The organism is Chitinophaga oryzae (assembly GCF_012516375.2).
In the GTDB taxonomy this organism is placed as follows: Bacteria; Bacteroidota; Bacteroidia; order Chitinophagales; family Chitinophagaceae; genus Chitinophaga; species Chitinophaga oryzae.
On the sequence record NZ_CP051204.2, the window covers coordinates 6,435,618 to 6,460,724 of the forward strand.

The following is a 25,107-nucleotide window of genomic DNA, read 5'->3' on the forward strand; positions in this document are numbered from 1 at the left end:
GGTCTTACAGGACAGTAACAAAAGGCTGGTGTACGATCTACTTTATGACGGTCACTTTCCGTCCTTCAATTTTGAAATGCACGAGATTAGTCATCTCCAGCAGGTTCAGTAGTTGGGATACCGGAACATCCCTCGGAATTTTAGCGACAAAAAGGTCTTTGACATCTGCCTGATAGGCGACGTCGATATCATAATATCGTTGCAACTCTGACATAATGGTGGTGATATCTGCGCCATTGAAATAAAACAATCCGTCTTTAAAGGCGGTGGCCTGCTGCAGGTCTGCGCCGGCGGCCACCTGCACGGCCCCGTTGTTATCCACGGCAGCCTGTTCACCGGGGCGCAGCAGTTGCGAAGCGGTGCCGGTGTTCACTTTCACGGCGCCGCTGAGGAGCGTCACCTGCATATGGCTACCGTCGCGGAAAGCGCGCACCGTAAAGGTGGTCCCCAGCACATCGATGGTAGCGTTATTGGTGGTGGATGTTACACGGAAAGGCTGGTGGCTGTTCTGCGCCACTTCAAACCATGCCTGGCCCGATACAAACACTTCCCGTTTGCCGTCCTGAAAGGCGGTGGGATAGGTGAGCACGGCGCCCGCGTCCATCCATACTTTGGTGCCGTCTGAAAGCGTTATGGCGAGCGGCTTGCTTCCGGGAGGCAGCTGCAGGGTGTTGAAGCTGGCGGTTTCGGCTGTACCGGCATACACAATTTGTCCGCCGGCGGTTTTAGACACCTGTACCTGTCCCTGCACGGCGAGCGTTCCGTTGCCTGCGCTGTCCAGTTGTATCTGCTGACCGTTGGCTAATGTCAGCACGGCGTGGTTCCCCGCAGGGGCCGGGACATCATTGCGGAAACGGACAGCCTGCGGTTGCAGTGGCTGCGGCTTTTGCAGGAAATAGTAACCCGCGCCCAGCAGCAGTACAACCACCGCTGCAGCCGCCCATCGCGGCCAGCCGGTCAGCTTTGCAGAACGCCTGCGGCGGAGCACGGGTTGCAACCGCTGGCGGATCGTTTCCTCCAGCTGCTGCTTGTCGCCCAATACCTGCTCATCCCAGCTGTCACCCTCCTGAAAGGCGTTGAACAACCGGTTGTATTGCATCAGCTCCGCATCAGTGGCTGTACCGGACACAATTTTTTCTGCTAATAATATGGCCTCCTCTTTTCTCATATATAGCCTATCCTATACATAGGCACTTGCAAAAACATTCACCCTTAAAAACACCTCAAATTTTTTTTGAGAAGGGCAGATCAATGATAACAGGTCACGACGGGAAGTAGTAACAAGGCGAGCAGGTGTGGGTCCACGGCTGCCCGGATGCGCTTCAGTGCGATGGTCTTTTGCGCTTCGACAGTTTTGACAGAAATATTTAATAAATCAGCTATCTGTTGATTGGTCAGCTGGCTGTCCCGGCTCAGGAGAAAAATCTCCCGGCATTTTTCCGGCAGGTTATTCACCACCTGCGCGATGACGGTCTTCAGGTCATTCAGTTCCAGGAAGTCCTGCGGACCGGGGGCTTCCGGCAACGAAAGGCCGGACAGCGTTGTATAAAATTCATCCCGTATTTTACCGGAACGGATATAGTTGGCCACTTTAAAACGGACGGCGCTCCGCAGATAGGAAGGTACCGCCTGTATTTCCAGTTGCTCCCGCTTCTCCCACAGCCAGGCGAAAATATCCTGCACAATGTCCATACAAGCGTTCTGATCGCGCAGCAGGTAAAAAGCGGCCTGATACATGCCTGGCCAGTGACGGGAATACAGCAGGTCAAATGCCTCCACATCTCCCCGCTTTAGCAGGCTTATCAGCTCCAGATCACTATAGGCATCACTTCTTATCAAATTATTCCCTTTTCTGACGCTAAAATAAAAAAAGCCCGCTAATTATCCACAGACTGTTAAACAACGGTTAACGCCACGGCTTCATTTTTGCCGCGCTTATGCACAAAAACGCTCCTATGTTTAAACATCTGGACATCCCGGTGCACGACCGGCAGCTGCATGTGGTAACAGCCGGAAAACAGCCCGCGCCCGCCATCCTGCTGCTGCATGGCTATCCGCAATCATGGCTGGCATTTGAAGACCTGATGAAGCTGCTGTCGAAAGACTACTACGTGCTGGCAGCAGACCTCCCCGGCATCGGCGATTCTGAAGACATCGGTTATTACGATAAAAAAACACTGGCCGCACACCTGGCGACGCTCGTTATGTCGTTGGGATTATCCCGCATCGTGGTGGCCGGCCATGACATTGGCGGTATGATCGCTTATGCCATGCTGCGGCAGTTCCCGCACCTGCTCGACGCCGCCGTTATCATGAGCACTGCCATCCCTGGCGTGGAACCATGGGAAGAAGTGAAACGGAATCCTCACATCTGGCATTTCGCCTACTTCGCCACGCCGGCATTGCCCGAGGCCATGATGCCGGGCCATGAACCGCTCTTATGCAATTATTTCTATGATACGCTGGCGTTTAACAGGCACGCAGTGGATGATGAAAAAAGGCAGCATTATGTCCGCGTGTACTCCGCTGCCGCCGCCCTGAAGGCCAGCCTCGGATGGTACAGGGCATTCGCCGAAGATGAAAAAGAAACGGCGCCCGAACCAACGGTAGCCGTTCCGGTACTATATCTCCGGGGAGACCGGGAACCCGGTGATCTCTCCACTTATACCGAAGGACTTAAAAACAGTGGTTGTACGCAGGTCACCGGTATACAGATCGATAACAGCGGGCATTTTACGCCGGAGGAAAATCCTGCCGGCGTAGCCCGTGCTATGCATGCTTTCCTGGAAGACAACCGGCCTATTTAATATCGTGCGGGTCGAGCCCCTTGCCGGCCGGGGTGTTCAGCACCTGTCCGTCCACACTGTAGCGGGCCCCGTGACAGGGACAGTCCCACGACCTTTCGGCCTGGTTCCAGTGTACTTCGCAGCCCAGGTGGGTACAAACAGGGTCTACTGCATGTAAGCCGCCCTGTTCATCTTTATACAGCGCTATCTTCGAACCTTCGTAATTCACCAGTTTACCTTCACCCGGCGCGAGTCCCGCCAGCTGTTCCAGTTTCTCCGCCGGAAACAGCCGGCTGGCCAGTTGTTTCACGACATCGGCATTATGCGGCACGAAAGTATTGAACCCTGCCACCGGTTTGATCCTGCTGGGGTCAAACAGTTTGATGTAGTCGCTGTGAAGTCCCAGCAACAGCCGCTTCAGCAACAAGGCAGACACGGTGCCATAGACCATACCGTTGCCGCTAAACCCGGTGGCTACGTATATTTCGCCGGTTTGTCCCGGCAGCCGCCCGATATAGGGAATACCGTCCGCCGGTTCATAGTATTGCGCCGACCAGCGGTAGCGGATATCTTCGACGTTGAATAATTCGCGTACATGCGCCTCTAATTTACGGAAGCAGGTTTCCGTATTTTCCTGGTGTCCTGTTTTGTGATCTTCTCCGCCAACGATCAGGTAACGTTGCCCTTCTACCATCTGTGTTCTGTAGTAATGGAAAGGCTGCTGCATATCGTAGCTGAGATCTTCCGGGTAGTTATTATCTGCCAGCGTAGCAGCAACCACATAACTGCGATAAGGTACGCAGCGCAGGTGCAGCAGGTTGACGCTTGGCGGAATATGCGTGGCATATACAAACTGCCGGCAATGGAAAGAACCCTGGGTGGTGATGACCAGTATCGTCTCATCGTCCTGTACGGCCGTCACACGGCTTTGTTGCAGGATGGTGCCGCCCATATGTTCAAACGCGGTGGCGAGGCGCTGTATATAAGGCAACGGATTGAATTTTGCCTGCCCGGTTACTTTAATGGCTTTTTTAGCCGCCAGCGGCAACGGCACCCTGTCTACGCCCGACACATCCGCACCGGCCATCAGGGTGGCTTCCGTAATATCTTTCAGCGCCCCGGCTTCCCGGTCCGTTTGGGCAAACATATACGCATCTGCGTATTCAAATCCACACCGGATATCGAACCGGTCAATATGATGTTTGATGAGTTGAATAGCCTCTGCCGTAGCTTCTCTCACCTGCCGCGCGCCTTCCTTGCCGAAGTTTTTCTGTATGGTGTCGTAAGGTACGTCCAGCAACGTATTGAGGTGTGCCGTAGTGCCGCCGGTGGTACCATAGCCCAGGTTAGCGGCTTCCACCACCAGGCAGTTCCTGCCGGCGTTCTGAAGCAGGAAGGCAGTAGTGATACCGGTGATACCACCGCCGGCAATAATCACATCATATGTTTTCTCCGGGTCCGCCTTGTTAATGGAATTGTAACCGCCTGCGTGGTCTTGCCAGAGACTGACGGTATGTGCATCGCGTTGTATCATAGCCGTAGTTATTTTATAGAATGTGGACGAAATTTTATGCCAGCAGGGAAACGATTGCCCGGACCATGGAGCTCAGCAGTTCATCGCAGGTGTTCCCCTATATGCGGAAACATCCTTGTCAACAGGCCACAGCGGCGCACCATCAGCATATCCTTTCAAACTACGGCTGCATCCGGTGTAAGTGGACGTGCTTTTGTACAGATGGTACGGAGATGAAATATTGTTCACCTTAAAACGTACCGTATGTTTTATCACGTAAAAGATCTGCAGTTCAATGCCAGGGTATCCAAACCAGACCCGGCTTTCGCCACTTTGTTACTGGAGCAGTTCGGCGGCGCTAACGGGGAACTGGCGGCCGCACTCCGTTACTTCGGACAGGCATTTGCCGCCAGGGCGCCTTTCCCGGATAAATATGATTTGCTGATGGACATCGCCACAGAAGAGTTCAGCCACCTGGAAATAGTAGGCGCTACCATCCAGATGTTGCTGCAGGGCATCAACGGCGATCTGAAAAAAGCGGCCGATGAATCGGAAATCATGACCTTGCTGGACGGCAAACACAAAAAGGAAGAGTTTATCCACACCGCCATGGTAGCGCCGCAGACGCTGGTATCCTCCGGTGGCGGCCCCGCCTATACCAACAGCCAGGGCGTGCCCTGGTCCGCGGCTTACATCAACGGCGACTGCAACGGCGATCTTACGGTAGACCTCCGCTCAGATATCGCGGCAGAATCACGCGCCAAGATCACATATGAATATCTTTTACAGTTCACCGATGATCCCTACGTAAAAGAAACGCTCAATTTCCTCATGACGCGGGAAGTGGCCCATTTCCAGATGTTTGAAGCCGCCCTGGATTCCATACAGCCCAATTTCCCTCCCGGCGTACTGCAGACAGACCCACGGTACAGCAATCTCTATTTTAATATGTCCAGCGGCGCAGACGCACGCAACACCTGGAACTCCGGAGAGTCTTCCCAGCTGGGAGAAACCTGGCAGTACATCGAAGATCCCGTCAGGTATGTACTGGAAACAAACGGCTTACTGGATGTGAAACCCGTCGGAACGCAACGGACTGTCGAAGGCGTGGACCAGCTGGATAAAAGCAACAGCCTGCAAAGGAGCGAGGAAATCAACATGGCGGTGCCTATCGGTGCACAGGCATGGAGTGAACACAGTAAACAGATAACAGCTACTGATGGAGAAACTAAAACACCCGGAAGCTCCCGGACAAAAAAATAAAATTCCCGGTAGTGCGCCAGGCACATTACAGGCAGTGTATTATACCGACCCGTTGTGCTGCTGGAGCTGGGCGTTTGAAACGGTATGGCAACAATTCAAAACCGTCTACAAAAAACAGCTCAACATCCGGTACTGTATGGGCGGCCTGCTGCAGCAGTGGCAAGGCTACCACGATCCGTTATTGTCTGTTTCCCGCCCGGCCCAGATGGGCCCCATATGGATGCAGGTAAACCATACTACCGGTGTGCCGCTGGACAGCACCATCTGGTTCCGTGATCCGCCGGCATCTTCCTACCCGGCATGCCTGGCGGTAAAATGCGCCGGTATGCAGTCTCCCGCCATGGAAGAACAGTACCTGTACCTGGCGCGGAAAGCAGTGATGACACAGCAGCAAAACATTGCACGGAAGGAAGTATTGCTGCAACTGGGAGTAACATTGGCAGCGGAAACAAAAGGCGCCTTCAACGCCCTTCAATTCTCAAAGGACCTGGAAGAACTGGCAGCGCTGGAAGCCTGCAATAAAGATATACAGGAAGTGAAAAACAGGGGCATCAGCCGGTTTCCTTCGTTGCTGTTCACTGCTGTCCACCACCGTCAGTCAGTGATGCTGACCGGCTACCGGCCTTATGAAGAGCTGGAGAAAATCATTGAAAAATTAATGCATGGAGACATGAAAAGTGAGAGATAATGATTCATGCGGAATAAGGGGCGTTCTTTTAAGAATGCCCTTTCTTTTTTACTGTAGCCACGGAGAACCGATCATCAGCGCCCCGTAAACGTAGTCCAGCGCAGCGTGCCAGGTACTGTCTATAAATCGCATGGTCTTTATTTTTTGGATGCTTCATCCCGGTTCACCAGCTTATTGAAATAACTGGTTTTGCCGTCCGCTGTTTCATCCTGGTATAAAAATGCCAGTTTCTCCTGGTCAAATTTTTCAAAGAAATCATCCCAGCTGATTTCTTCCAGTCTGCCGGAATCGTTACCGGGAAAGTCTATCCGTAATACGCCGGGGCCGCCTTTATCGCCGGTACCTTCTACCTGTGCGGGCTTGCCTTTTCGTCCTTCCACCCATTGTTTGATCTCTTCGTGATCGGTGGTTGTTTTAGAGAGTGTTGCCATAAAAAAATATTTAAAAGGTGATAAAATAAAAACTATGGTTTCATAAGGTCGGGATACAGCCGCAGGTACACTTCTCCTGCGAGCGGGTTCTTCCCGTACAAACTGTATAAAGCTTTTTCGTTGAAGAACACGCTGCCCTGAACACCTATCGCCAGCCTGGTATGCATTGCCCGCAGCAGGTCATAACTGATGCCGCCTGTCACCGCATGAACGCCGAATAAGTTATCCGTGCCGGGCAGGTCCAGCTCTTCTGTTGACTTTTGTACCCATTCATAGCGGGTATAAACGGCCACGCGTTTTACGTTCAGCGCACCTTCCAGCAGCAGCGCATTTTCGCCCGTATGGTCTTTGCTCTTGTTCAGTCCCCAGAGACCGGTAATATTCAGGTGGTTGTTATGCTGCAAAGGCTGACTGAAAACAGCGGACGCCGTAGTGCGGTTAACATCTTCGCCGGGATGCAGCAGCTCAGGGCTTTTGATATGCCCATGCGACACCTGCAGGGCCCAGTTACGGGAAGGGTTATACGACAACCGGCCGCTCCAGGAGTCGAACCGCATCCTGTCGAAATCATACCTGTTCTCATCCGGCTCCCTGCCGGTAAATATGCTCCCTTCCAGCTTAAAATCATGCAGTCTCACCCCCAGCGTCGCCACGCCGAACGTAATGTGCGTGCCATCGTTCCAGTGATGACTGATCGGCGCGTCGGGGTTGTTCATGGCCGATGGCCGGTGCATAAAAGCTACAGAGCCCAGCGCGGGCTCTCCCGGGTAACCGAAGCTGGCGTAGATGTCCGTGTTTTTGGACAGCGCATACGTGTAGCCTACGGACAGCCCGGAGAACAGGTCATGCGGATGCTGCCGGTCCACCAGCGGCTGTCCTTTCCAGCTTTCGCCCGACTGGAATAACAGCGGGTAACCTGCCCCGCCTTCTGTCAGCCGGTCGAAGGAGAGCATCACTTCATAATGGAACAGCCCTCTACGGCCCACTTTCCGCTGCGCCATCAGCATAAACCAGTTGGGCGCGCCGAACTTGTCTCCTCCCCTGACGCCTTTACGGCCGATGTCCTGGTTTGTGTACCGCAGAAAGAGATTGCCATGTACCATATACATCCATTTGCGGGAATGGAACATATATCCATACATGGGTGAAGCGTCCGGCAACCAGGAGGTGCCTGACCCGTTCCTGTTCATCGGCAGGTTCAGCGAAAAAGCATGGTTCATGGGCATCTGCATAGGGCCCATCTTCTCCGGAGATCGGGCGGTGTCCATCTTCATCCCCTTGTGATGTTCGTGCTGGGCAAATGCCGGATGCAGCAGGCATACCACGCAAATGCACCATAAGAAAAGATATTTCATAACTGTAACGATCATTTGTGTTTGGTAACAGCGCTGTCTATTTCTTTTGTGATAACAAACTGTCTCACTTCTCCTTTTTCCCATGCATCGGCCATCGGATCTACTGCTGGCAGCGGTATGTCCGTTCGCCGCTTTTTGATGTCTGCCGCAGACACCTTAAACCTTTTGTCTCTGGCAGCCAGTAGCTCCGGGTGGAGCTGGCCGTCTTTTGTAAATCCCATCATCACCATAGGAGCGCCTACGGGCAGGTCACGGTGCTGATCGGTATGCCAGGTGTGTATGGTTTTGCCATAGGTATCTACCAGCTTTTCCATCAGGGCATGTTCTGCCGCAGCGGGGATACCGGGCGCCGTCAGCGTACCGGACTTCACCTCATAATGATGGGAATGCCACAACTTCTTTTCCTCCTCCGGCAGCGTTTTAAACAGCCTGGCAGTGACGATGTATTCAATGCCCATTATCTTGGCATCCGGCCCGTTACCGTCAAAAATGATCGCCTGGTACAGATCTTCGTTTAACTGCTGAACATAGTGATGGGCTTCCATCTGGGCATCGATATTCCCGTTATAGAAATGGAAACCGTCCAGGTAGGCATTGAATTGCCGCAACGGCGTTTTGTCCTGCAACAGGTCGGCGCCGGTGTTCAGTAAGCGGTCTTTGCCGGTTTTTTCGTCTCCGGGAGACACCACTTTGGAGGGGGTATTATCGCCTCCACAGGCAGCCAGCAGTAAGATTCCGGCAACATTGAGCAATATCATAAAGTGTTTCATAGCCTCCGGTTTAGCATATCGCTACACAATAACAATGCCTCCCCATTGGCCGCTACGGGCACAAGCGCATGAAAATGTCCGGCATGTTTCCGGCCGTTTTCCGGAAATAAGTATCTTCATGCCATGCAGCCCGCTGAAATATTACAGGCACATATCGCCAGAACCGCTACCCTGACACCGGAGGAGCATGCCTATGTCTTTTCGCATTTTCAACCGGCCGCCTTTAAAAAAGGGCAGACCGTGATCCGCGAAGGCGACAAGGTGGAGCATGAATACTTCGTTCTTTCCGGTTGCCTGAAAGCCTTCTATATCAACGATCAGGTCAAAATGCATATCCTGCAGTTTGCCATGCCTACCTGGTGGACCTCCGACTATCACGCTTTATATAATCAGACCAGGGCTACCATCAACGTAGACTGTATTACCGATGCAGAACTGCTGATGCTCTCCAACACAAACCGGGAGAAGCTTTGCCGGGAGATACACCAGGTGGAACATTTTTTCCGCTGGCGTACCAACAGGGGGTATGTGGCCGCACAACAACGGCTGCTGTCCTTTATGAACAACGACGCCAAAACACGCTATGAAGAACTGCTGCAACTCTATCCGCAGCTGCACCACCTGGTCCCCAAACACCTGATTGCCGCTTACCTCGGCGTATCCCGGGAAACCCTTAGCCGGTTGTATAACACTGTTAAAAAGTGATGTAGGTCACATCATCCATCCCCGAATCCGGTGTTACTTTGTATCAAAACAAACACACCTGAAAATGAAAACACAACAATTCGACATCGCTGTTGCACAAAGCAATATTGACTGGCTGGGTAAAAAAGTAACCGGCGCGCATAACGGCACCATCGACCTGAAACAGGGCACGCTCCTGTTGACCGACGGTCAGCTGACAGGAGGAAAATTCACCATCGATACCACTTCTATCAAAATCCTGGACATCACAGATCCGGCTACCAACGCGCAGTTTGCGGACCACCTCGCGTCCGATGACTTTTTTGCCATTCAACAGTACCCGGAAGCCTATTTCGAGATCACAGCCACCGATGGCAACAACATCGAAGGAAACCTGACCATTAAAGGAATCACTCACCCGGTGGGCTTCACCAGCCGGTTGCAGGTTGCAGGCGATGCGCTGACAGCCACCGGTAAAATCATTATCGACCGGACATTGTACAACATAAAATACCGCTCCGGAAATTTTTTCAAAGACCTGGGCGATACGCTGATCTATAACGATTTTGAATTATACGTAAGCCTGACAGCAAAAGCTGTCTCATGAAGACCTTTATCATAACCGCCTTATTGTCCTGCTGGTGGTGGGATATACAGGCGCAAAAAAAGATGACCATGACCACAGCACAAAAGGATTCCCTTGCTATCACGCAGGTACTGGAGGAATATTATTTCAAAGGGATCTATACAGGAGACGTGCCGCAACTGCAAAAGATCTATCATCCCGGCACGCTACTTTTCGGAGATGTAAAAGGACAGCCGTACGCCAAAACGCTGGCGCAATACCTGGATGGCGTACAGCACCGGCAGTCACCCAAAGATTCCGGCCAGCCTTTCAAAGGTAAAATACTGGAGGTACGGGCTGTCCGCTCCATTGCCGTGGCGGAAGTCCGCGTAAAAATGTACGACTTCCATTACCACGAATTCCTCTCTTTTCATAAGATCGACGGACAATGGCTGATCGTCAGCAAGATGATCAGCGATATCCCGGAATAAATTTATCATCATGTGGAACAACACCCGCGTAACGCAATTATTGCAAATTGACTATCCCATCTTCCAGGGACCTTTCGGCGGCCGGTTTTCCTCTCCCGAACTGGTGGCCACGGTGTCCAACGCAGGGGGACTGGGCGGCTACGGCGCTTATACCCTTAGTCCGCAGGAAATCAGGGAAGCAGACCAACAGATCAGGGCGCTCACCCACCGGCCCTATAATCTCAACTTATGGGTATCCGATGCCGACGCTCCCGGTAGCCCTGTCAGCGATGCGGACTATGCGCTGGCGCAGAAGGTATTTCAACCTTATTTCGAGGCGCTGGGACTGCCTTTTCCGGAGAAGCCGGCGCCTTTTGAATCGCGGTTTCAGAACCAGCTGCAGACCGTACTGGATATCCGGCCTAAAGTATTCAGTTTTGTCTTCGGTGTTCTGTCTGCCGATGTCATGGAACAATGCCGCAGGGCCGGCATCATTACTGTCGGCGCCGCCACTACGCCCGACGAAGCGGTAGTGCTCGAAGATGCCGGTGTAGACATGATCATCGCCTCCGGGTTTGAGGCAGGTGGTCACCGACCGTCTTTCCTGGCGCCTGCAGAGCGCTCCCTGATGGGAACGTCCGTGTTATTGCAGCTGGTACGGGAAAAAGTGAAGGTCCCTGTCATTGCCGCCGGGGGCATCGCTGACGGACGGGGAGCAGCAGCGGCGTTACTGTTAGGCGCAGAAGCCGTACAGATAGGCACCGCTTTCCTGGCCTGCGATGAATCCAATGCCATGCCCATGCATAAGCAACAGCTGTTTTCCCCTGCTGGCAAACATACTACGCTTACCCGCGCCTTTACCGGCCGGCTGGGACGCGGCCTCGTCAACAGCATCAGCGAAGACCTCACAGGGAAAGAAAACGCCGTATTGCCGTTCCCGTTACAATCCACGCTGATGTCTTCCCTCCGTAAGGCAGCTATCGACCAGCAACAGTGGGACAAAGTCTTTTTCTGGAGCGGACAAATAGCCCCATTGCTCCGGCACCGGAAAGCCCAGGCGCTGATGCAATCGCTCATCACCGATACCGCCGCCTTCTTTGAACGGCCGGCAACAACGCTCGCTTAAAATCCTCCGTCATGCAAACATCCAAAGTATGGTATATCACCGGCGCCTCACAAGGGCTGGGCCTGAGCCTCGTCAAACAACTGCTGCGCGCCGGTCACCGCGTAGCAGCCACCTCCCGCAATGCAGGACTGTTACAGGAGGCTACAGGTATTATCGACAAAACCCGTTTCCTGCCGTTGACCGTAAACCTGACCAACCCCGACAGCATTGACGATTCCATCAGGCAAACCATTGCCGCTTTCGGAAGAATAGATGTAGTGGTGAACAATGCCGGTTACGGTATGGCCGGCACAGTGGAAGAAGCCCGGGAGCAGGACATCAGGGATATCATCAATATCAATGTGGTGGCCGCGATAGAAGTGACCAAACGGATATTGCCACTGCTGCGGGAACAAAGAGATGGTTATATTATCAACATCGGTTCCGTGGCAGGATTTGCCGGCGCTCCGGGATGGGCCGTCTATTCCGCTACCAAAGCAGCGCTGGCCGCTTTCTCAGAAGTGCTGGCCCTCGATGTCGCCGAATTTGGCATCCGTGTCACGGTAATAGAACCGGCAGGATTCCGTACGGGATTCCTGACAGAAAATTCGCTCAGCTATACAGCACCGCGGATAGCCGGGTATGAAGCGGTAAGAAAGACGCAGGAAAGATATCTCGCCATGAACGGGCGGCAGCCCGGCGATCCGGAAAAAGCGGCGGCTATTTTCATAGCGCTGGCAGAACGCCCCGATCCCCCGCTGCACCTATTCCTGGGCGAAGATGCGTACCTCCGTGCCGCCAAAAAAATAAACGATATGTCCGCAGAACTGGAACAATGGAAACAAACCACTATTTCAGCGGATTTTTAATCTTAGCCATTGATGGTTAGTTGATTCCTATAGGCGGCCCGCATCGTGCTGTCCGTCACCACCCGGTTTGCCGCCTCGCCTTTGGCAGCTATCTCTTCATAAAAACGTTTAGCGCTGGCCGTTAACTTTTGTTGCAGGAGATAGTTGTCAAACGCTTTTTGTGCCAGTGCAACGGAGCCAAAACAGCAAAGAAAGTCTATGGGCAGGTTTTGATGACGGGTATCGAAATGTTCATTAAAAGCCACGCCGTTGGCCACCATGAACTGTACCGCCTGATCCGTGTCCTCCAACAGATCCACCAGCGGCAGCGTATAGGCGACAATCAGTTCACACAACTTCGGGATCACATTGTCCTGGTTGCTGACCGCCATATTCCAGTCCTGCGTTTTATTCTTCAGCGGTGTCAGGTTTTCCAGCCTTGTCGCGAAGATGGTGCCCGTTGCATTCCCCTCCCGGTGCTGTTGTACCTGCCACCTCTTCAACTCATTGGAAGCGATGCTCAGATAGGGCCATAGCATGACCCCGCCGCTCCAGTTTTTTACGCTCGACTGAAAATGGATATCGAGATATACTTTTTTATTGCGGGTGGTCTTCCGGATCGTCTGTGCTTTCTGCATAGGCTTAAAGCCGTGTATTGCCAGCTGTTCTGCGATCTTCGTGCAGGCGGCCAGGAATATATCTCTCGTTTTTGTCTCCATTAATACCAATAATATCAGATACTAAAGTAATGTACGCTCCGCAATTATCATCCTAAAAAACAATATTGACACCATGCTTATCTACACTACCTTTCCTGACCGGAGCGATCATGAATCCCGGTGCCGGAAATGATCAGCGTCTTCGCCCGGAAGAGCTGGAATAGGCTAACGGTGGTTACTTTGAATACAGGATGAAGGATGGCGCAGCGATGATCCTGTTAAGCCCGCCGCTGCCAACCCGCAGCAGGCCGAATTTTTTGAATGGCCTGATTAATATATTTTTTGCAACTGTGTTTCATTTTTAAAATACATCCCCTATATTTGCTGTATGCACCCAAAACCATTTGACATCACCCGCAGACTACTGGCCTTCATGCTGATGGCCCTGCTGGTGTTTGTGCAGATGGTAAAACTGCTTCACCATCACCCGGCCAACAGCCAGGGCTATATGACGCAGCATCATGAGCAGCAGGTCCATACATCGCATGCCTGCGACATCTGCGATTTTCAGCTCGCCAAAGATGCTACCGTCCCTGATTTTCTCTCCACTCCGCAGCTACTATCCACTCCATACACTACACTTTCCGTTTTTACAGCTGACTGGCATCCGGGCGTACAACAGGTGCAGGCCGGCAGAGGGCCTCCTGCCGCGTGATTCCCTCCACGACACCACTTCCTTTCCTGTTTCATTGTACCCGTATTGCTGTAACTTATGCTGCAAGCTATTGCGTTGACCAAAACATTTGGTGGGCATACCGCGCTGCATGCGCTGGACCTGTCTGTAGCCAAAGGTGAAATTTTCTGCCTGCTGGGGCCTAATGGCGCCGGCAAAACCACTACCATCAGTTGTTTTCTGGGTTTTCAGGCGCCCACCTCCGGGCAGGCGCTGGTAAACGGTATACCTGTATTCCGTCAGCCGCAGGAAGCGCGGCGGCATCTCGCCTATATACCCGAGACCGTTACCTTATACCCTTACCTGAGCGGCCTGGAGAACCTGACTTTTTTCCATTCGCTCACCGGGGAACAACTGTCCAGGGAAACGGCCATCGGTTTGTTGCTGGATGCCGGTTTGCAGGAATCCGCCCTTCACCGGCCGGTGCAGGGTTACTCCAAAGGGATGCGGCAGAAAGTAGGCATCGCTATCGCTACGGCTAAAAATGCAGGCGCCCTGCTGCTGGACGAGCCCACCTCAGGGCTGGACCCCAGCGCCAGCAACGAGTTCTCCGCGTTACTGCGGCGTTTCAGCCAGGAAGGCCGTGCCGTGCTGATGGCTACCCATGATATTTACCGCGCCAAAGAAGTGGCCACCCGCATCGGTATTATGCGGGACGGGCACTTGCTGACCGTCATGGACGCCGCCGCTACAGATCACTATACGCTGGAAAACAGCTATATGGAATACATGGAAATATCTACCTGGTAATCAACATCCTGCTATGTTCAGAACAATTGCCATCAAAGAATGGCACATGGTGCTGCGTAACCGCACCATGGCCGTCACCCTCCTGTCTGCACTGGTCCTGTCCGGCATCGCCGCGGCCGGCTCCCGCCTGCTGTACCAGCAGGAGCAGCAACAGCGGGAAACGGCCAACCGGCAGTTCCGCCAGCAATGGGAACAGCTGCGCGCAGATGACCCGCACAGCGCCGCCCATTTCGGCACTTATATCTTCAAACCGCTCACGCCCCTGAGCAGGTTCGATAACGGACTGGAGTCTTTTACCGGCAATTCCCTGCGGATAGAAGCGCATGTGCAGCACCAGATGGCCACGCCGCCTTTAGAACCGGGCGACGTATATCTCCGCTTTGGCGCCCTCACGCCCGCAACGGTACTGCAACTGTTTTTTCCATTGTTACTTTTTTTCCTGTGCTTCAACAGTTACACGCAGGAAAAAACCAGCGGCACCCTGCGGCTAATGCTGATACAGGGCGCCACTCCCCGCCACATTCTTCGCGGCAAGGCCGCCGTATACCTGGGCATTATGGTCCTGTTGCTATTGCTCTCCATGCTTTTGTATTTCCCGGCGATGACCACCACCGGTAACCTTCCCCGTATAGGCTTACTCGTGATCACCTATAGCTGCTATGCCAGCATCTTCGTCATACTCGGCCTCTGGCTCTCCGCCGTGGCCCGCCACGCAGGCCAGTCACTCCTATTGCTGTGCAGCATCTGGTTGTGCTGGCACATCCTGCTGCCCCGCCTCGCGGCAGCTACCGGCGAAGCGCTCTACCCCTTGCCCTCCCAGCCTTACCTGCAGGAAAAAATTGATCAGGCCAACAAAACGGGCATCGACGGCAATGACCCGAGAGATGCACGCACCGCACGCCTCGAACAATCTGTATTGCAACAGTATAAAGTCAGCTCCCCTGATCAGCTGCCCGTAAATTTCGATGCCATCCGCCTGCAGGCGGATGAAGACTACATGCAACGGGTATACGAAAAGTACGCCGCCATGACCGACAGCCAGATACGGCGACAAAACAGCGTGCAGCGTTACCTCGCGGCGGCCGACCCATACCTTGCCGTCCGCAGTATTTCCATGGCGCTCTGCGGCACCGACTACGAACATCAGTATCATTTTTACCAGGCGGCGGGCGCATACCGCAACCGGTTTATCCGCCGGCTGAACCAGGCCATGGCTTATGGCGGAGCGCACGAACGTCAACTGTACCAGCATGCAGAAACATTTCAATATACACCACCCGCTACGGCACAAGTCCTCCGCGGGCTATGGCTACCGGCACTTTCCCTGCTGCTGTGGCTGTTGATCAGTATTTCACTTTTAAACCGCGCCGCCAGACATGCATCGATTTAATACATACCGGTCCGTGGCGCTCCAGGAATGGCGTTTACTATGGCGCACCAGGCTGTTGCCGGTTATCGCCGCCATCCTGTTGCCCGCTGCTGCGATAGCCTTGTACTATGGCCATGCAGTATCGGCAAAACAACAGGCGGCTGTTGACAGTCTCCAACAACACTATCAGCAACAGCTGATCACCCTGCGTCACCAGCTGCAGGCCGATACCACCACGCCGAAGGGGAAAGCTGCCTATATTGCGGCCGCCTGGCCCATCGTGGCCGATCACCGGCTGCATGCCCACACCTGGTATTCCCCGGCGCCCGCGGCAGTGCTGTCTGTCGGCATGAGCGATCTCGCTAAATATTATTATCCCATCGCTGTCAAAAGCAGTTACGCCCCTGCGGAAGAAAAGATCAGCAATCCGCTGCAGCTGGCCACCGGCAACTTCGACACGGCTTTCCTGCTTATCTACCTGGTGCCGCTGCTGGCCATTTGCATGAGCTACCATCTGCTGGCGCAGGAAAAAGAGCAGGGCACGCTCCCGCTGTTGCTCGTCCAGCATGGCGCGCTCACCGGGCTGCTGCTGTTACGCCTGCTGATACGCTACCTGCTGCTGCTGGCCGCCATGGTGGTGATCTGTACCGCCGGTATGGCATGGGCATCTTCCGGACAACCCTTCCCCTGGCTGGCATGGGCCGCCTGGACCGGCGTAGCCGCCGTATGGCTGTCGTTCTGGATGGGACTGATCTGGTTTGTCATCGCATGGAACCAGCATACCACCACCAACCTGGTATCGCTGTTCAGCCTCTGGCTATTGCTGCTGATTGTTTTACCTGCTACTTACAGGTTGATGACCTACCGGCCGCAGACCAACGATACCGCCACCAACGCCTCCGTGCAACGCGAACTGGAATGGGACACCTGGGATCTTCCCAAAAAACAGCTGCTGGACAGCTTCTACCAGGCTTATCCGCAATACCGCAATGCACAGGCTTACGATACGGGCATGACCAGCTCCCGTCATGCGATGGCTTACTATTCGCTCGTGGACCAGCGCATGCAGCGCCTCACAGGAACGCAGGAGGCCAGCAAACGCGCAGCGCAGCAACTGCTGGACGCCTCGTTAAAATATAACCCGGCCGTATACACGCAATGGCTGCTCAACAGCATCGCCCGGACAGACATCTCCGACTACGGGTATTTCCGGGAAGAGACACGCCGCTTCCGCAACGAATGGAAAACATTTTTTTATCAGCGGCATTTCCACGACCGGCTGCTCGCAGACAACGACTACCAGTTGCTGCCCGTTTACCATCCGTCATACAACCCGGAGAGCCCGGCCCGCTGGCGCAGCGGTATCGGGTACCTGCTGGCGCTGACCGTTGCGCTGCTGTGCAGCGGAACGCTGGTGCTCAAAAGAAAATTGAATGATCTCTATAAAATATGAACATGTATAAAACATTACCCGCATTGATAGGTTTTAGTGCGATCTCCCTGTATAGCTATGGCCAGCACCAAACCGACAGCCTCCGGAAACAACGGCTGCAGGAAGTCATTGTGCTGGATAAAAAGAAGACGATGAAAGCAGACAGTATGGCGCCTGCTTTACGGCTGGAAGGCCGGCTGCTGGAGACGCCGCAAAATATCACCAGTGTGCCCGGTGAGCTGATCCGCGAACAAGGCGGCCTGGAGATGAAAGACATCGCCCGCAATGCCAGCGGCATCAAAATGGGGTATAACAGTTCCGTCTTCGACGCGTCCACGACCATTATGGTACGTGGCTTCGGCGCCGTCACCTATGTGAACGGCATGCCCCAGCGCAGCACCATGGGCGCGCTGATCGACGATGCCGCCATGATAGAAAGAGTGGATTTCATCAAAGGTCCGGCCGGTTTCCTGCTCTCCTCCGGAGAACCGGGCGGCAGCATCAACATCACCACCAAAACGCCCGGACCGCAGCGTACCCGGCAGGTAGAAGTGGCTGGCGGCAGTTTCGGCCTGCTGCGTGTATCCGCCGACGTGGGCAGCGCGGTACAGGCAAAAGGATTCTCGTATCGTATCAATGCCGCCTATCAACAGCAACAGAGCTTCCAGGATTTTATCAAAACGCGTAAATACATTGCTTCGCCGTCTGTACAATATAACTTTAAGCCCGGTACTTTCCTGCTGGCAGAATACAATCTTATCCGCATGGCCGCCGACGGCGGCAGCAGCGTTACCCAGGTCGGTACGGATGCAGATGTACTGAAACACCGCATCGGCAACAACTACGCCGGCGATCCTAATCTGCCACAGTCCTACACGATGTCGCAAAGCGCCAGGCTATTGTTCTCCCACCGGTTCAACAGCCGCTGGAAGATGACGGTACAGTCGAAATATACCGTGACGCCCAGCGTTGCGTGGTCACTGCTTTCGGACAACTATTCCCCGGTGAATTTCGACGAAACCAACACTACCCGGCGCCTGGCCCAAAACAGCGAGGTCACCGGCCGCGTGATCGCAGCGCAGGCGTACGTCAACGGCTCTTTTAACACGGGCCGCGCGGTAAGCCATCAGCTGGTAGCGGGCATAGACTACAACTACAGCAAGGACGAGTTCTCCGTGGCATACGGTCAGTACACGTTTGCCTTTGACCGCAACCACCCGCAGTACGGTCTGCCTAAAGACAGCGTAAAAGCACTGGGCAAGCCAAGGCTGATCCTCCGCGAAAACAACTGGTGGTCGGCCTTTGTCTACAATACCACCCGTGTACATCAAAACTGGCTCTTTAACTATGGCGGGCGTTTTACCTTTAACATGCCCGTTACCACCAATGCAAAGACACCGTTACGAAATGAAACCGCTTTTTCCCCGCGGCTGGGCATTACCCGTCTGTTTGGTGAAAATACCAGCGTATATGCCATCTACGACCAGTCATTCATTCCCCAGTCAGGCGCCGACTTTGCGGGCGATAATTTCAAACCTTTACGGGGCAACAGCTTCGAAGCAGGCGTCAAACGCGAATGGTTCCAGCGTAAGCTGATCACCACGCTGGCCGGTTATCACATCATCAAAAACAACCTGCTGGTATCCGACCTGCAACATCCCGGCTTCAGCCGGCAGATAGGACAGGCCACCAGTACGGGCGTAGAGGCGGACATCATCGGAAGGCTGTCCGACCGCTTCACCGTATCTGCCAATTACGCCTATACGTATGCCATCACCAGCAAAGACAGCCGCCCGGAAAACGAAGGCACCCGCCTCGCTTTCACCCCCGAGCAGATGATCAACACCTGGCTGCAGTACAGCATCCCGGTGAAGCAGGCAAGGCTGCGTATCAGCGCCGGACAGAGTACCGTTACCCGCACCGCCACCTATACGCCGGACGTATACCTGAAAGGCTATACGAAACTGGACGCCGGCATTGCCTGGGATGCCGGCCGCTGGTATGTAAGGGTTATAGCAGACAACCTCACCAACAAAAGATATTTCTCCAGTGGCGACATTCTCGTCGGCTCCATCCATGAAGGCGTAAAAAGCTACTACTACATAGAAGGAGCGCCGCTTTCATTCAAAGCCTTCGCGGGCGTGAGACTGTAGGCCAACAAAATATTTGCGCGCAATAAGGGGATAAGCCGAAACCCCGTAACAGTAGGCATTAACTATCAAAAAACACTATTTTATGAAAGAGCAATCCAACAATCTCCAGCTGAACATCGACGATCTGAAAATCGACAGCTTCGTTACAAGCCTCGACAACGAAATGAACATGCGCCTCGCCGGCGGGCTGGCAGGCCAGAGCCACCCTACGCATACCCTGCAGACAGATGATGAGCACCACCTGTGCACTACCATCATCTGCTAATGGTATACGAACGGAAAGTAAAAGGGAGATACTGATCAGTATCTCCCTTTCATAATACAGGCTTAATGAAACCCTGCCGCAACAGCGAAAGTGTTTGCGCCACAAGCATCGTGACGGCCTGTTGCCGGTCGGCTACATTGAAACACCGTACCAATGTTTCCTCCAGCGTATATCCCCCTGAAAATGATCAAAGATCGCGGCAGTTAGTTTTCCCACGGGAAAAACCGCCACGCCGTATGCGTGGTTTTGCATTAAATAACAGTACTCCCCTGCTGCTGAAGCCAGCTCCTGCTGGTCCCATTGCCAGTGCGTACGGCACAGCCGCACCTGCTCCATCACTACCCACTTCATCCGCAGCAACGCTTCCGCTGTGGCCTCCGGCATACCTCCGGTAAATTCGTTCCTCCTGGTATAGTATAACAGTCCCCGGTGTTCTTTCCAGAGAGCGGTACGCTGTTGCTCAAAAGCAAAAGCATCTGCCGCCTGCCGCCGGTGTTCTTCAGGCAGGGCGGCCACCGCTTTTTGCAGCATCGTTTCCAGCATACCAATACCCGGCACGTCCGGCAATGTCCACCCGGTGGCCATTAGCAGCCGCATGGTATGCGGATAATACTTCAGGAACAGCCGTCGTTTTACTTCTCCGGCAGCATACAAAGGTGGTACCTGCCTGCCGGCAGGGATCACGGGATGTAACACCGAATCGTCCCGGAAGGGCATCAGTAGCGATGCCAGCATATACCCAACGCCCGACAGTCCGGAGAACAGCCCGGCGTCCTGCATCATCGTTGGCACGTAGCTGTTATAGGTTCCATAGGTGTGATAATAACGGACTGCCTGCAAGGCCAGTATTTGTGCGGCTTGCTGTAAATCTGGTTGCTGCAGCGCTTCCGCCGCCTGTAGCAGGAAAAACACAATGCCGCCGTAGCCACTGCAAAGCGTAAAGTCGCCCCGCTTCAGTTGCTGTGCATCTTCCAGCGAACGTTCTACGGCGTCCTGTAACTGTACCCGCCATTCGGCGCGTGGTAGCATTTTATAAGCCAACAACCGGGCTATCCCCGCGCCCGCGGCACCATGCGCCCATGTATTGGTGGCAGCGGCATCTTCCCGGAAACGGTGGATATCCCAGTGAAAAAAATTTTCCCGCCCGATACAGGTATTGGTCAGCCGCAGGTCCAGCCAGTTACGCGCCGTAGGGTCGTAATACTGCATTTCATAATCCAGCGCCTGCCCGGCCAGGTATTGCAACCCCTCGTCGCGGAAGTAAGCAGCTACCTGCATCCATGCGTAGGCCATGCCCGAGGCGCCGTGCGAGAACCCTGTCAGGCTGTCGAAACTCATTTTCACATGCCCCCATCGCAGGCCTTCCGGCGCCACCCTCGCCTGTTGTATCAACGTGTCTGTTAGTGAGCGGAGCAGCGGCAGGAGGCTTCCCTCCTGCGTATGTGCATACAGGTAAGTCAGCACAAAAATGTTCCCGGCATGGCCGCTCAACCAGTCGTCCTGCTGCACCCGCTGCTGTATCCCCTCTTTAAAATGGGCCGTCAGCGCGATGGCACGGTCCAGGTAACGCCGCCGCCCGGTGGCCTCGTACAGTTTAACACACAGGTACAGCAAACCGGTGGCGCCGGTGCAGAAGGTATAATACTGTTGCTGCGTTATCTCCGGATGGTATAACAGGGTATCCGCCGCCGTTATACTCACATCCAGGTAATGCTGTTCCTTGTAGTGTTCATATAATCTTAAATAAAAGAGGATGACGCCACCGCTGCCGTTGAACAGGTCCGTCTTTGCAGCGATAACGTCTGGTTGCAGGGCGGGCAGCACCGCTGCCGCTATGCGGCGCAGTTCCGTGTCCAGGAGCAGTTTATCCGGGGATTCCATAGATATGTTCAAGGCATTTACGGGTGAAATACATGATATAGGCTTCATCGTGGTTGGCTACGCCGAGGCGGTTATGCCCCATATGCAGAAAGCTGCCGGTGATAGCGCCCAGCTGTTCCTGCTGAAAGCCGAGCCGGCGGTATTGCGTAAAGACGTGGCTGTTGCCGGCGGCAAAAGCCTGCAATGCCGGCGGCATGTTTCCGTTCCATAGTGCTGTTGCTGCGCTGGTCAGTGCCGGGGCATAAAAAGCAAAGCGCTCTTCCATGCGCTGCAGGAAATAAGCCTGTTGCTGCGCTTTGTCCTGCTGCGGATGATACAACCGCGGCAGCCACCCCTGTATAAAGCGGTGGCAGATGTCCAGCGTCTGTTCCGGCGTTTCCTGCAATGCCTGCAGGGTCGCCAGGTTCAGCCTGATGGCCTGCATCAGGGCATTGGAAGGATTGATCTGATTGATTTCCGCCAGTACCCAGGCAGAAGAAAAACCAAACTGTCGTTCCGCCAGCGGCATCGTTTGTTCGTTGCCGTAGCGGCCGGTCTCCGGTACGTAAGGAACGTATTGCCAGGTATCATTAGGCAGCAGCTGCTGCGCCGGCCGGGCTTCCTCCTCCCGGCAGGAAGGATATGCTGTAAAATAAACTTGCGCAGCACTTTCCAGCAGCCGCCTGACTTCAGTCAGCCTATCCTGTGCTACGTGTAACCGTAAGCGTATATGCGGCCCGCCTTCCCAGTAACGGATAAAGAAACAGGGACATCCCGCCTGCTGCACCACGGGGCCGACCAGCAGTTGCAGCAGCCGGTTAAGGTCACCGGCATGAAAAAGGTGTACAGATAACCAGTTACGTTGCATAGGTTAATATTGATACCAGTGAAGCATATGTTCGGTAACTGTGCCATGCTGCGAAGCGTCCGGCAATACTTCTTCGAGGTAAACCTGCTCTCCCGCCCGGCTGAGCATCTTCCTGAAAACGGCTGCCAGCAATGGCTGCACGAAGCTGATGTATTGCGGCTTATAGTCATCCCGGTGCAATTGCCCTTTCTTTGCAGCTACCTGTATATAGGGTGATTTCAGGAAAACGAACACCTGCTGGGGCAGCCCTTCTGCTATCCTCCAGCGCTGTAACCGCAGAAAATATGCTGCATCGGTTTCTGCGTTGACAGGTACAGGGACGGCCGCTGTGCTGACCAGCCAGCCTTTCCTTCTCAATACGAGCCGGTCTTCAAAAACGATGCGGGGTAGCAGCTGTACCGGTCCGGGGGCGGCATGCAGCGAACTGTACCGGCTGTCCGCCGCAGCAATAAAGCTTCGCAGCGGCACCCTTGTTTCCGGGTTAAAATGTGCCAGCAGCCGGTAGAAATGAGAACGGTTATAAAAAGACTCGAGGCAAAGGTCGAACGTATACACCGGTTTACCGCTCACGGTATGCCGTAATCCCAACCGGTGGGATGCCTGGTCATACTGCACCACGATATCCTTGAGGGATATACGTTTTCCTGCGGGGTAGTTATTGCTGCCGCCCGGGATAGTGATTTCGTTCGCCAGCAACGGCGGATGTATGTTGGCGTTAAAGACGGAGCCATCATTCAGCTCTATCATCAGGTGCTCCGGATACAAAGCGGTGTTCCATGAACGGAAAGTGTCGGTCACCGCAGGACTGAACAGATGCAGGAACCTGCCGGCTACTTTGCCCATGCCGGGCAGGAAGGCATTGACAACACCCATGAGCGGCGCTGCTGTATCCGGATAAAAGAGCTGCACGAACATACCCCGGGAGAGCGGCGCTGTTGACACCGCAGGTAGCCCTGTGATGTTGACTGCGCCGGGCTTCACGGTAAGCTGCATCGTTTCCGGTATATCCATGACCGTTGGCCCTCCCGTGTCCGGCTGCTGTTTTTTCACGCGGAGATAATAAGCGTGATAGAAGTCCGTCACCGCCGGCTGCTGAGCGGCATCGTACTGTTCCAGGAAAAAGTCACGCATACGGTCACGCTCTTCCTGCAACAGGTCCCCCTTTGCCAGTAACGTACAAAAGCGCTCCGCCTTTTCTGTCAATGCCTGCACCTCCTCTGGCAGCACGCTCACGGATGACGTGCTGGTGTCTTCATAAAAAATATCAGCCGGCTGAAAATTTCTCGGTGCAAAATGATGCACTTCAAAAGGTGCGTCAGCGGCAGGTGTGGTGGCACTATCCGGCAACGCTGCCTCCGTTTTCAACTGAAGCAGCACTGCATTAAGCGCTGCGGCGGACGTCTCCAGCAGCGGCGCACGCGTAGCCGCATCGGCGGCGGCATAAAAGCGGCGGTTCACCTGCAGCATTTGCAGCAGCTCCCTTAGTGCCTTTACCGACGGATGCTGTTGCATATTGTCAGAAAGGAAATCCATCAGCGCACTGTCCCATTCCGGATCGATACCGGAGCAGCCGATGCCCAGCTCCAGCAGGCCGGTGGCAGACAGCTTCAGCAAAAACGTTTTGATCTGCTCACGCGCAACGCCCGGCATCTCGCCAGCCAGCGTATCGATGAGAGATGCCAGTGTTGCCGGCGCTTTCAGCCGCTGGTACAACCATAGCGCCACACTCCGCGCCGGCAGGCGCTGAAAGGCTTCTACATTAAAATAGTTCACCAGGAAATGCAGGTGCGTTTCATCGGTGGTGACGGTGTCATTCAGGGTGACCGTCATCAGTTCATTCAGCACCGGATGGTGGACCAACAGGCTGCGGAGGTAGGTAAACAAACTGTTGTTCAGCCGGATGTTGCTGACGATCGCCGGTACGGTGTCAGGGGCTGTTTTCATCGTGCTGACGCCCGTATAGGTAAACGTACTGAAAGGCGATGTTTTCGCCGCCATCCGGGTAATATAACGGAGCAGGCTATACTCATTTTTCAGTTCCCGCGCTTTGAAGGCAGCCGCGTCTGCCTGCGCAAAATGATCCAATTGTCCATAGAGCACAGGACTGGAAAGCAGTATCCCTTTCCGCAGCGCCTCCTCTCCCGACCATGCCTGCAACTGCCGCCGGTGCTGCTGGAGCTGCCGGTCGTAAAACACCTGCCATGTCTCACGGTCCGCTTGCTGTTGTGCCAGGGATTCACGGTAGCGCAGCATTGGCGCTGACAGGGATGCTACTGTTTCTTCCGGGGGCTTCCGGCCGTTATATACCGCACGCTTCCAGCGTATCAGCAGTTGCCGGGTATTGTCGTCAGGGGCGGACTGTATCGCCTGAAACAACAGCTCACAGAGGTATTCCTGCTGTTGCCGGAGGTCCCCTGCCGCTATATCCGCGGCGGCCAGGCAGGCGTCCGTCTCCGTTATCTCCAGTGCTTTAAGTGCCGGGAAAGGCATCGCAGCATAGCGGACCAGTGCGTAAGGGAAAACTTTCAATGTCATGTAGC

The 25,107-nt window shown here is 54.2% G+C and carries 24 protein-coding genes; 14 read left to right on the forward strand and 10 right to left on the reverse strand.

The window, feature by feature from the left end:
- Positions 1–37 precede the first annotated feature (37 nt).
- Both HF324_RS25230 and HF324_RS25235 read right to left on the reverse strand, forming a co-directional pair.
- On the reverse strand, positions 38–1,168 hold the full coding sequence (locus tag HF324_RS25230; RefSeq protein WP_168861115.1) for a FecR family protein: 1,131 nt from the start codon (positions 1,166–1,168) through the stop codon (positions 38–40).
- Between the two features lie 80 nt (positions 1,169–1,248).
- Positions 1,249–1,839, reverse strand: coding sequence for an RNA polymerase sigma-70 factor (locus HF324_RS25235; RefSeq protein WP_168805538.1), 591 nt, complete (start codon positions 1,837–1,839; stop codon positions 1,249–1,251).
- A 116-nt stretch (positions 1,840–1,955) separates the two neighbouring features.
- Between HF324_RS25235 and HF324_RS25240 the strand changes: the two genes are divergently transcribed.
- Positions 1,956–2,807, forward strand: coding sequence for an alpha/beta fold hydrolase (locus HF324_RS25240; protein ID WP_168805540.1), 852 nt, complete (start codon positions 1,956–1,958; stop codon positions 2,805–2,807).
- Here the strand turns inward: HF324_RS25240 and HF324_RS25245 are convergent.
- Complete coding sequence (locus HF324_RS25245) at positions 2,800–4,320, reverse strand: FAD-dependent oxidoreductase (protein ID WP_168861116.1); 1,521 nt, start codon at positions 4,318–4,320, stop codon at positions 2,800–2,802. The two genes, HF324_RS25240 and HF324_RS25245, sit on opposite strands and share 8 nt — an antisense overlap.
- Positions 4,321–4,563: 243 nt before the next feature.
- Here HF324_RS25245 and HF324_RS25250 point away from each other — a divergent pair, with 243 nt between their 5' ends.
- Entirely contained in the window at positions 4,564–5,562 is a 999-nt protein-coding gene (locus tag HF324_RS25250) for a manganese catalase family protein (RefSeq protein WP_168861117.1), read from the forward strand.
- Positions 5,519–6,250: a DsbA family protein gene (locus tag HF324_RS25255; protein WP_168861118.1), complete on the forward strand. Its 732-nt coding sequence runs from the start codon at positions 5,519–5,521 to the stop codon at positions 6,248–6,250. The genes HF324_RS25250 and HF324_RS25255 overlap by 44 nt, the downstream gene beginning before the upstream one ends.
- Positions 6,251–6,387: 137 nt before the next feature.
- Here HF324_RS25255 and HF324_RS25260 read toward each other — a convergent pair whose 3' ends face one another.
- Genes HF324_RS25260 through HF324_RS25270 form a run of 3 tightly spaced genes read right to left on the reverse strand, consistent with a single transcriptional unit; the run spans position 6,388 to position 8,806 of the window.
- Entirely contained in the window at positions 6,388–6,681 is a 294-nt protein-coding gene (locus HF324_RS25260; protein ID WP_168861119.1) for a hypothetical protein, read from the reverse strand.
- Positions 6,682–6,713: 32 nt separating this feature from the next.
- On the reverse strand, positions 6,714–8,036 hold the full coding sequence (locus HF324_RS25265) for a hypothetical protein (RefSeq protein ID WP_168861120.1): 1,323 nt from the start codon (positions 8,034–8,036) through the stop codon (positions 6,714–6,716).
- A gap of 11 nt (positions 8,037–8,047) precedes the next feature.
- Positions 8,048–8,806 carry an OBAP family protein gene (locus tag HF324_RS25270; RefSeq protein WP_168861121.1) on the reverse strand — a complete coding sequence of 253 codons (759 nt, stop codon included), beginning with the start codon at positions 8,804–8,806 and terminating at the stop codon, positions 8,048–8,050.
- Positions 8,807–8,929: 123 nt separating this feature from the next.
- On the opposite strand from HF324_RS25270, the gene HF324_RS25275 reads away from it, so the two are divergent.
- The 5 genes from HF324_RS25275 (at position 8,930) to HF324_RS25295 (ending at position 12,499) form a co-directional block, all read left to right on the forward strand.
- The gene (locus HF324_RS25275; protein WP_168805550.1) at positions 8,930–9,511 is read left to right on the forward strand and encodes a Crp/Fnr family transcriptional regulator; all 582 of its coding nucleotides are present in this window, start codon (positions 8,930–8,932) and stop codon (positions 9,509–9,511) included.
- Positions 9,512–9,575: 64 nt separating this feature from the next.
- Positions 9,576–10,097, forward strand: a complete 522-nt coding sequence (locus tag HF324_RS25280) for a YceI family protein (RefSeq protein WP_168861122.1) — start codon at positions 9,576–9,578, stop codon at positions 10,095–10,097.
- Positions 10,094–10,546, forward strand: a complete 453-nt coding sequence (locus HF324_RS25285; RefSeq protein ID WP_168861123.1) for a nuclear transport factor 2 family protein — start codon at positions 10,094–10,096, stop codon at positions 10,544–10,546. The genes HF324_RS25280 and HF324_RS25285 overlap by 4 nt, the downstream gene beginning before the upstream one ends.
- Positions 10,547–10,556: 10 nt before the next feature.
- Positions 10,557–11,651, forward strand: a complete 1,095-nt coding sequence (locus tag HF324_RS25290; RefSeq protein WP_168861124.1) for an NAD(P)H-dependent flavin oxidoreductase — start codon at positions 10,557–10,559, stop codon at positions 11,649–11,651.
- A gap of 11 nt (positions 11,652–11,662) precedes the next feature.
- Positions 11,663–12,499 carry an SDR family oxidoreductase gene (locus tag HF324_RS25295; RefSeq protein WP_168861125.1) on the forward strand — a complete coding sequence of 279 codons (837 nt, stop codon included), beginning with the start codon at positions 11,663–11,665 and terminating at the stop codon, positions 12,497–12,499.
- A gap of 2 nt (positions 12,500–12,501) precedes the next feature.
- Here HF324_RS25295 and HF324_RS25300 read toward each other — a convergent pair whose 3' ends face one another.
- A complete protein-coding gene (locus HF324_RS25300; protein WP_168861126.1) occupies positions 12,502–13,197 on the reverse strand; it encodes a hypothetical protein in 696 nt (231 codons plus the stop codon).
- A 328-nt stretch (positions 13,198–13,525) separates the two neighbouring features.
- Here HF324_RS25300 and HF324_RS25305 point away from each other — a divergent pair, with 328 nt between their 5' ends.
- The 6 genes from HF324_RS25305 (at position 13,526) to HF324_RS25330 (ending at position 19,839) form a co-directional block, all read left to right on the forward strand.
- A complete protein-coding gene (locus HF324_RS25305) occupies positions 13,526–13,852 on the forward strand; it encodes a hypothetical protein (RefSeq protein ID WP_168861127.1) in 327 nt (108 codons plus the stop codon).
- Positions 13,853–13,909: 57 nt separating this feature from the next.
- Positions 13,910–14,620, forward strand: coding sequence for an ABC transporter ATP-binding protein (locus HF324_RS25310; protein ID WP_168805564.1), 711 nt, complete (start codon positions 13,910–13,912; stop codon positions 14,618–14,620).
- Between the two features lie 13 nt (positions 14,621–14,633).
- Positions 14,634–16,010, forward strand: coding sequence for a DUF3526 domain-containing protein (locus tag HF324_RS25315; protein WP_168861128.1), 1,377 nt, complete (start codon positions 14,634–14,636; stop codon positions 16,008–16,010).
- Complete coding sequence (locus HF324_RS25320) at positions 15,997–17,442, forward strand: DUF3526 domain-containing protein (RefSeq protein ID WP_168861129.1); 1,446 nt, start codon at positions 15,997–15,999, stop codon at positions 17,440–17,442. The genes HF324_RS25315 and HF324_RS25320 overlap by 14 nt, the downstream gene beginning before the upstream one ends.
- A 2-nt stretch (positions 17,443–17,444) precedes the next feature.
- The gene (locus HF324_RS25325; protein WP_168861130.1) at positions 17,445–19,574 is read left to right on the forward strand and encodes a TonB-dependent siderophore receptor; all 2,130 of its coding nucleotides are present in this window, start codon (positions 17,445–17,447) and stop codon (positions 19,572–19,574) included.
- A gap of 82 nt (positions 19,575–19,656) precedes the next feature.
- Entirely contained in the window at positions 19,657–19,839 is a 183-nt protein-coding gene (locus tag HF324_RS25330; protein WP_168861131.1) for a pinensin family lanthipeptide, read from the forward strand.
- Positions 19,840–19,971: 132 nt separating this feature from the next.
- Here the strand turns inward: HF324_RS25330 and HF324_RS25335 are convergent, their stop codons facing one another.
- The 3 genes from HF324_RS25335 to HF324_RS25345 are packed head-to-tail and all read right to left on the reverse strand — an operon-like array spanning position 19,972 to position 25,102.
- Entirely contained in the window at positions 19,972–21,720 is a 1,749-nt protein-coding gene (locus HF324_RS25335; RefSeq protein WP_168861132.1) for a lanthionine synthetase LanC family protein, read from the reverse strand.
- On the reverse strand, positions 21,704–22,567 hold the full coding sequence (locus HF324_RS25340; RefSeq protein ID WP_168861133.1) for a thiopeptide-type bacteriocin biosynthesis protein: 864 nt from the start codon (positions 22,565–22,567) through the stop codon (positions 21,704–21,706). Before HF324_RS25340 ends, HF324_RS25335 begins: the two co-directional genes overlap by 17 nt.
- Before the next feature lie 3 nt (positions 22,568–22,570).
- Positions 22,571–25,102, reverse strand: a complete 2,532-nt coding sequence (locus HF324_RS25345) for a lantibiotic dehydratase (protein ID WP_168861134.1) — start codon at positions 25,100–25,102, stop codon at positions 22,571–22,573.
- Positions 25,103–25,107 lie beyond the last annotated feature (5 nt).

Bases quoted from the DNA above. Each gene is read 5' to 3' on its own strand.
- HF324_RS25230 (WP_168861115.1), bottom strand. From the start codon at position 1,168: ATGAGAAAAGAGGAGGCCATATTATTAGCAGAAAAAATTGTGTCCGGT.
- HF324_RS25240 (WP_168805540.1), top strand. From the start codon at position 1,956: ATGTTTAAACATCTGGACATCCCGGTGCACGACCGGCAGCTGCATGTG.
- HF324_RS25245 (WP_168861116.1), bottom strand. From the start codon at position 4,320: ATGATACAACGCGATGCACATACCGTCAGTCTCTGGCAAGACCACGCA.
- HF324_RS25250 (WP_168861117.1), top strand. From the start codon at position 4,564: ATGTTTTATCACGTAAAAGATCTGCAGTTCAATGCCAGGGTATCCAAA.
- HF324_RS25255 (WP_168861118.1), top strand. From the start codon at position 5,519: ATGGAGAAACTAAAACACCCGGAAGCTCCCGGACAAAAAAATAAAATT.
- HF324_RS25260 (WP_168861119.1), bottom strand. From the start codon at position 6,681: ATGGCAACACTCTCTAAAACAACCACCGATCACGAAGAGATCAAACAA.
- HF324_RS25265 (WP_168861120.1), bottom strand. From the start codon at position 8,036: ATGAAATATCTTTTCTTATGGTGCATTTGCGTGGTATGCCTGCTGCAT.
- HF324_RS25270 (WP_168861121.1), bottom strand. From the start codon at position 8,806: ATGAAACACTTTATGATATTGCTCAATGTTGCCGGAATCTTACTGCTG.
- HF324_RS25275 (WP_168805550.1), top strand. From the start codon at position 8,930: ATGCAGCCCGCTGAAATATTACAGGCACATATCGCCAGAACCGCTACC.
- HF324_RS25280 (WP_168861122.1), top strand. From the start codon at position 9,576: ATGAAAACACAACAATTCGACATCGCTGTTGCACAAAGCAATATTGAC.
- HF324_RS25285 (WP_168861123.1), top strand. From the start codon at position 10,094: ATGAAGACCTTTATCATAACCGCCTTATTGTCCTGCTGGTGGTGGGAT.
- HF324_RS25290 (WP_168861124.1), top strand. From the start codon at position 10,557: ATGTGGAACAACACCCGCGTAACGCAATTATTGCAAATTGACTATCCC.
- HF324_RS25295 (WP_168861125.1), top strand. From the start codon at position 11,663: ATGCAAACATCCAAAGTATGGTATATCACCGGCGCCTCACAAGGGCTG.
- HF324_RS25300 (WP_168861126.1), bottom strand. From the start codon at position 13,197: ATGGAGACAAAAACGAGAGATATATTCCTGGCCGCCTGCACGAAGATC.
- HF324_RS25305 (WP_168861127.1), top strand. From the start codon at position 13,526: ATGCACCCAAAACCATTTGACATCACCCGCAGACTACTGGCCTTCATG.
- HF324_RS25310 (WP_168805564.1), top strand. From the start codon at position 13,910: ATGCTGCAAGCTATTGCGTTGACCAAAACATTTGGTGGGCATACCGCG.
- HF324_RS25315 (WP_168861128.1), top strand. From the start codon at position 14,634: ATGTTCAGAACAATTGCCATCAAAGAATGGCACATGGTGCTGCGTAAC.
- HF324_RS25320 (WP_168861129.1), top strand. From the start codon at position 15,997: ATGCATCGATTTAATACATACCGGTCCGTGGCGCTCCAGGAATGGCGT.
- HF324_RS25325 (WP_168861130.1), top strand. From the start codon at position 17,445: ATGTATAAAACATTACCCGCATTGATAGGTTTTAGTGCGATCTCCCTG.
- HF324_RS25330 (WP_168861131.1), top strand. From the start codon at position 19,657: ATGAAAGAGCAATCCAACAATCTCCAGCTGAACATCGACGATCTGAAA.
- HF324_RS25335 (WP_168861132.1), bottom strand. From the start codon at position 21,720: ATGGAATCCCCGGATAAACTGCTCCTGGACACGGAACTGCGCCGCATA.
- HF324_RS25340 (WP_168861133.1), bottom strand. From the start codon at position 22,567: ATGCAACGTAACTGGTTATCTGTACACCTTTTTCATGCCGGTGACCTT.
- HF324_RS25345 (WP_168861134.1), bottom strand. From the start codon at position 25,102: ATGACATTGAAAGTTTTCCCTTACGCACTGGTCCGCTATGCTGCGATG.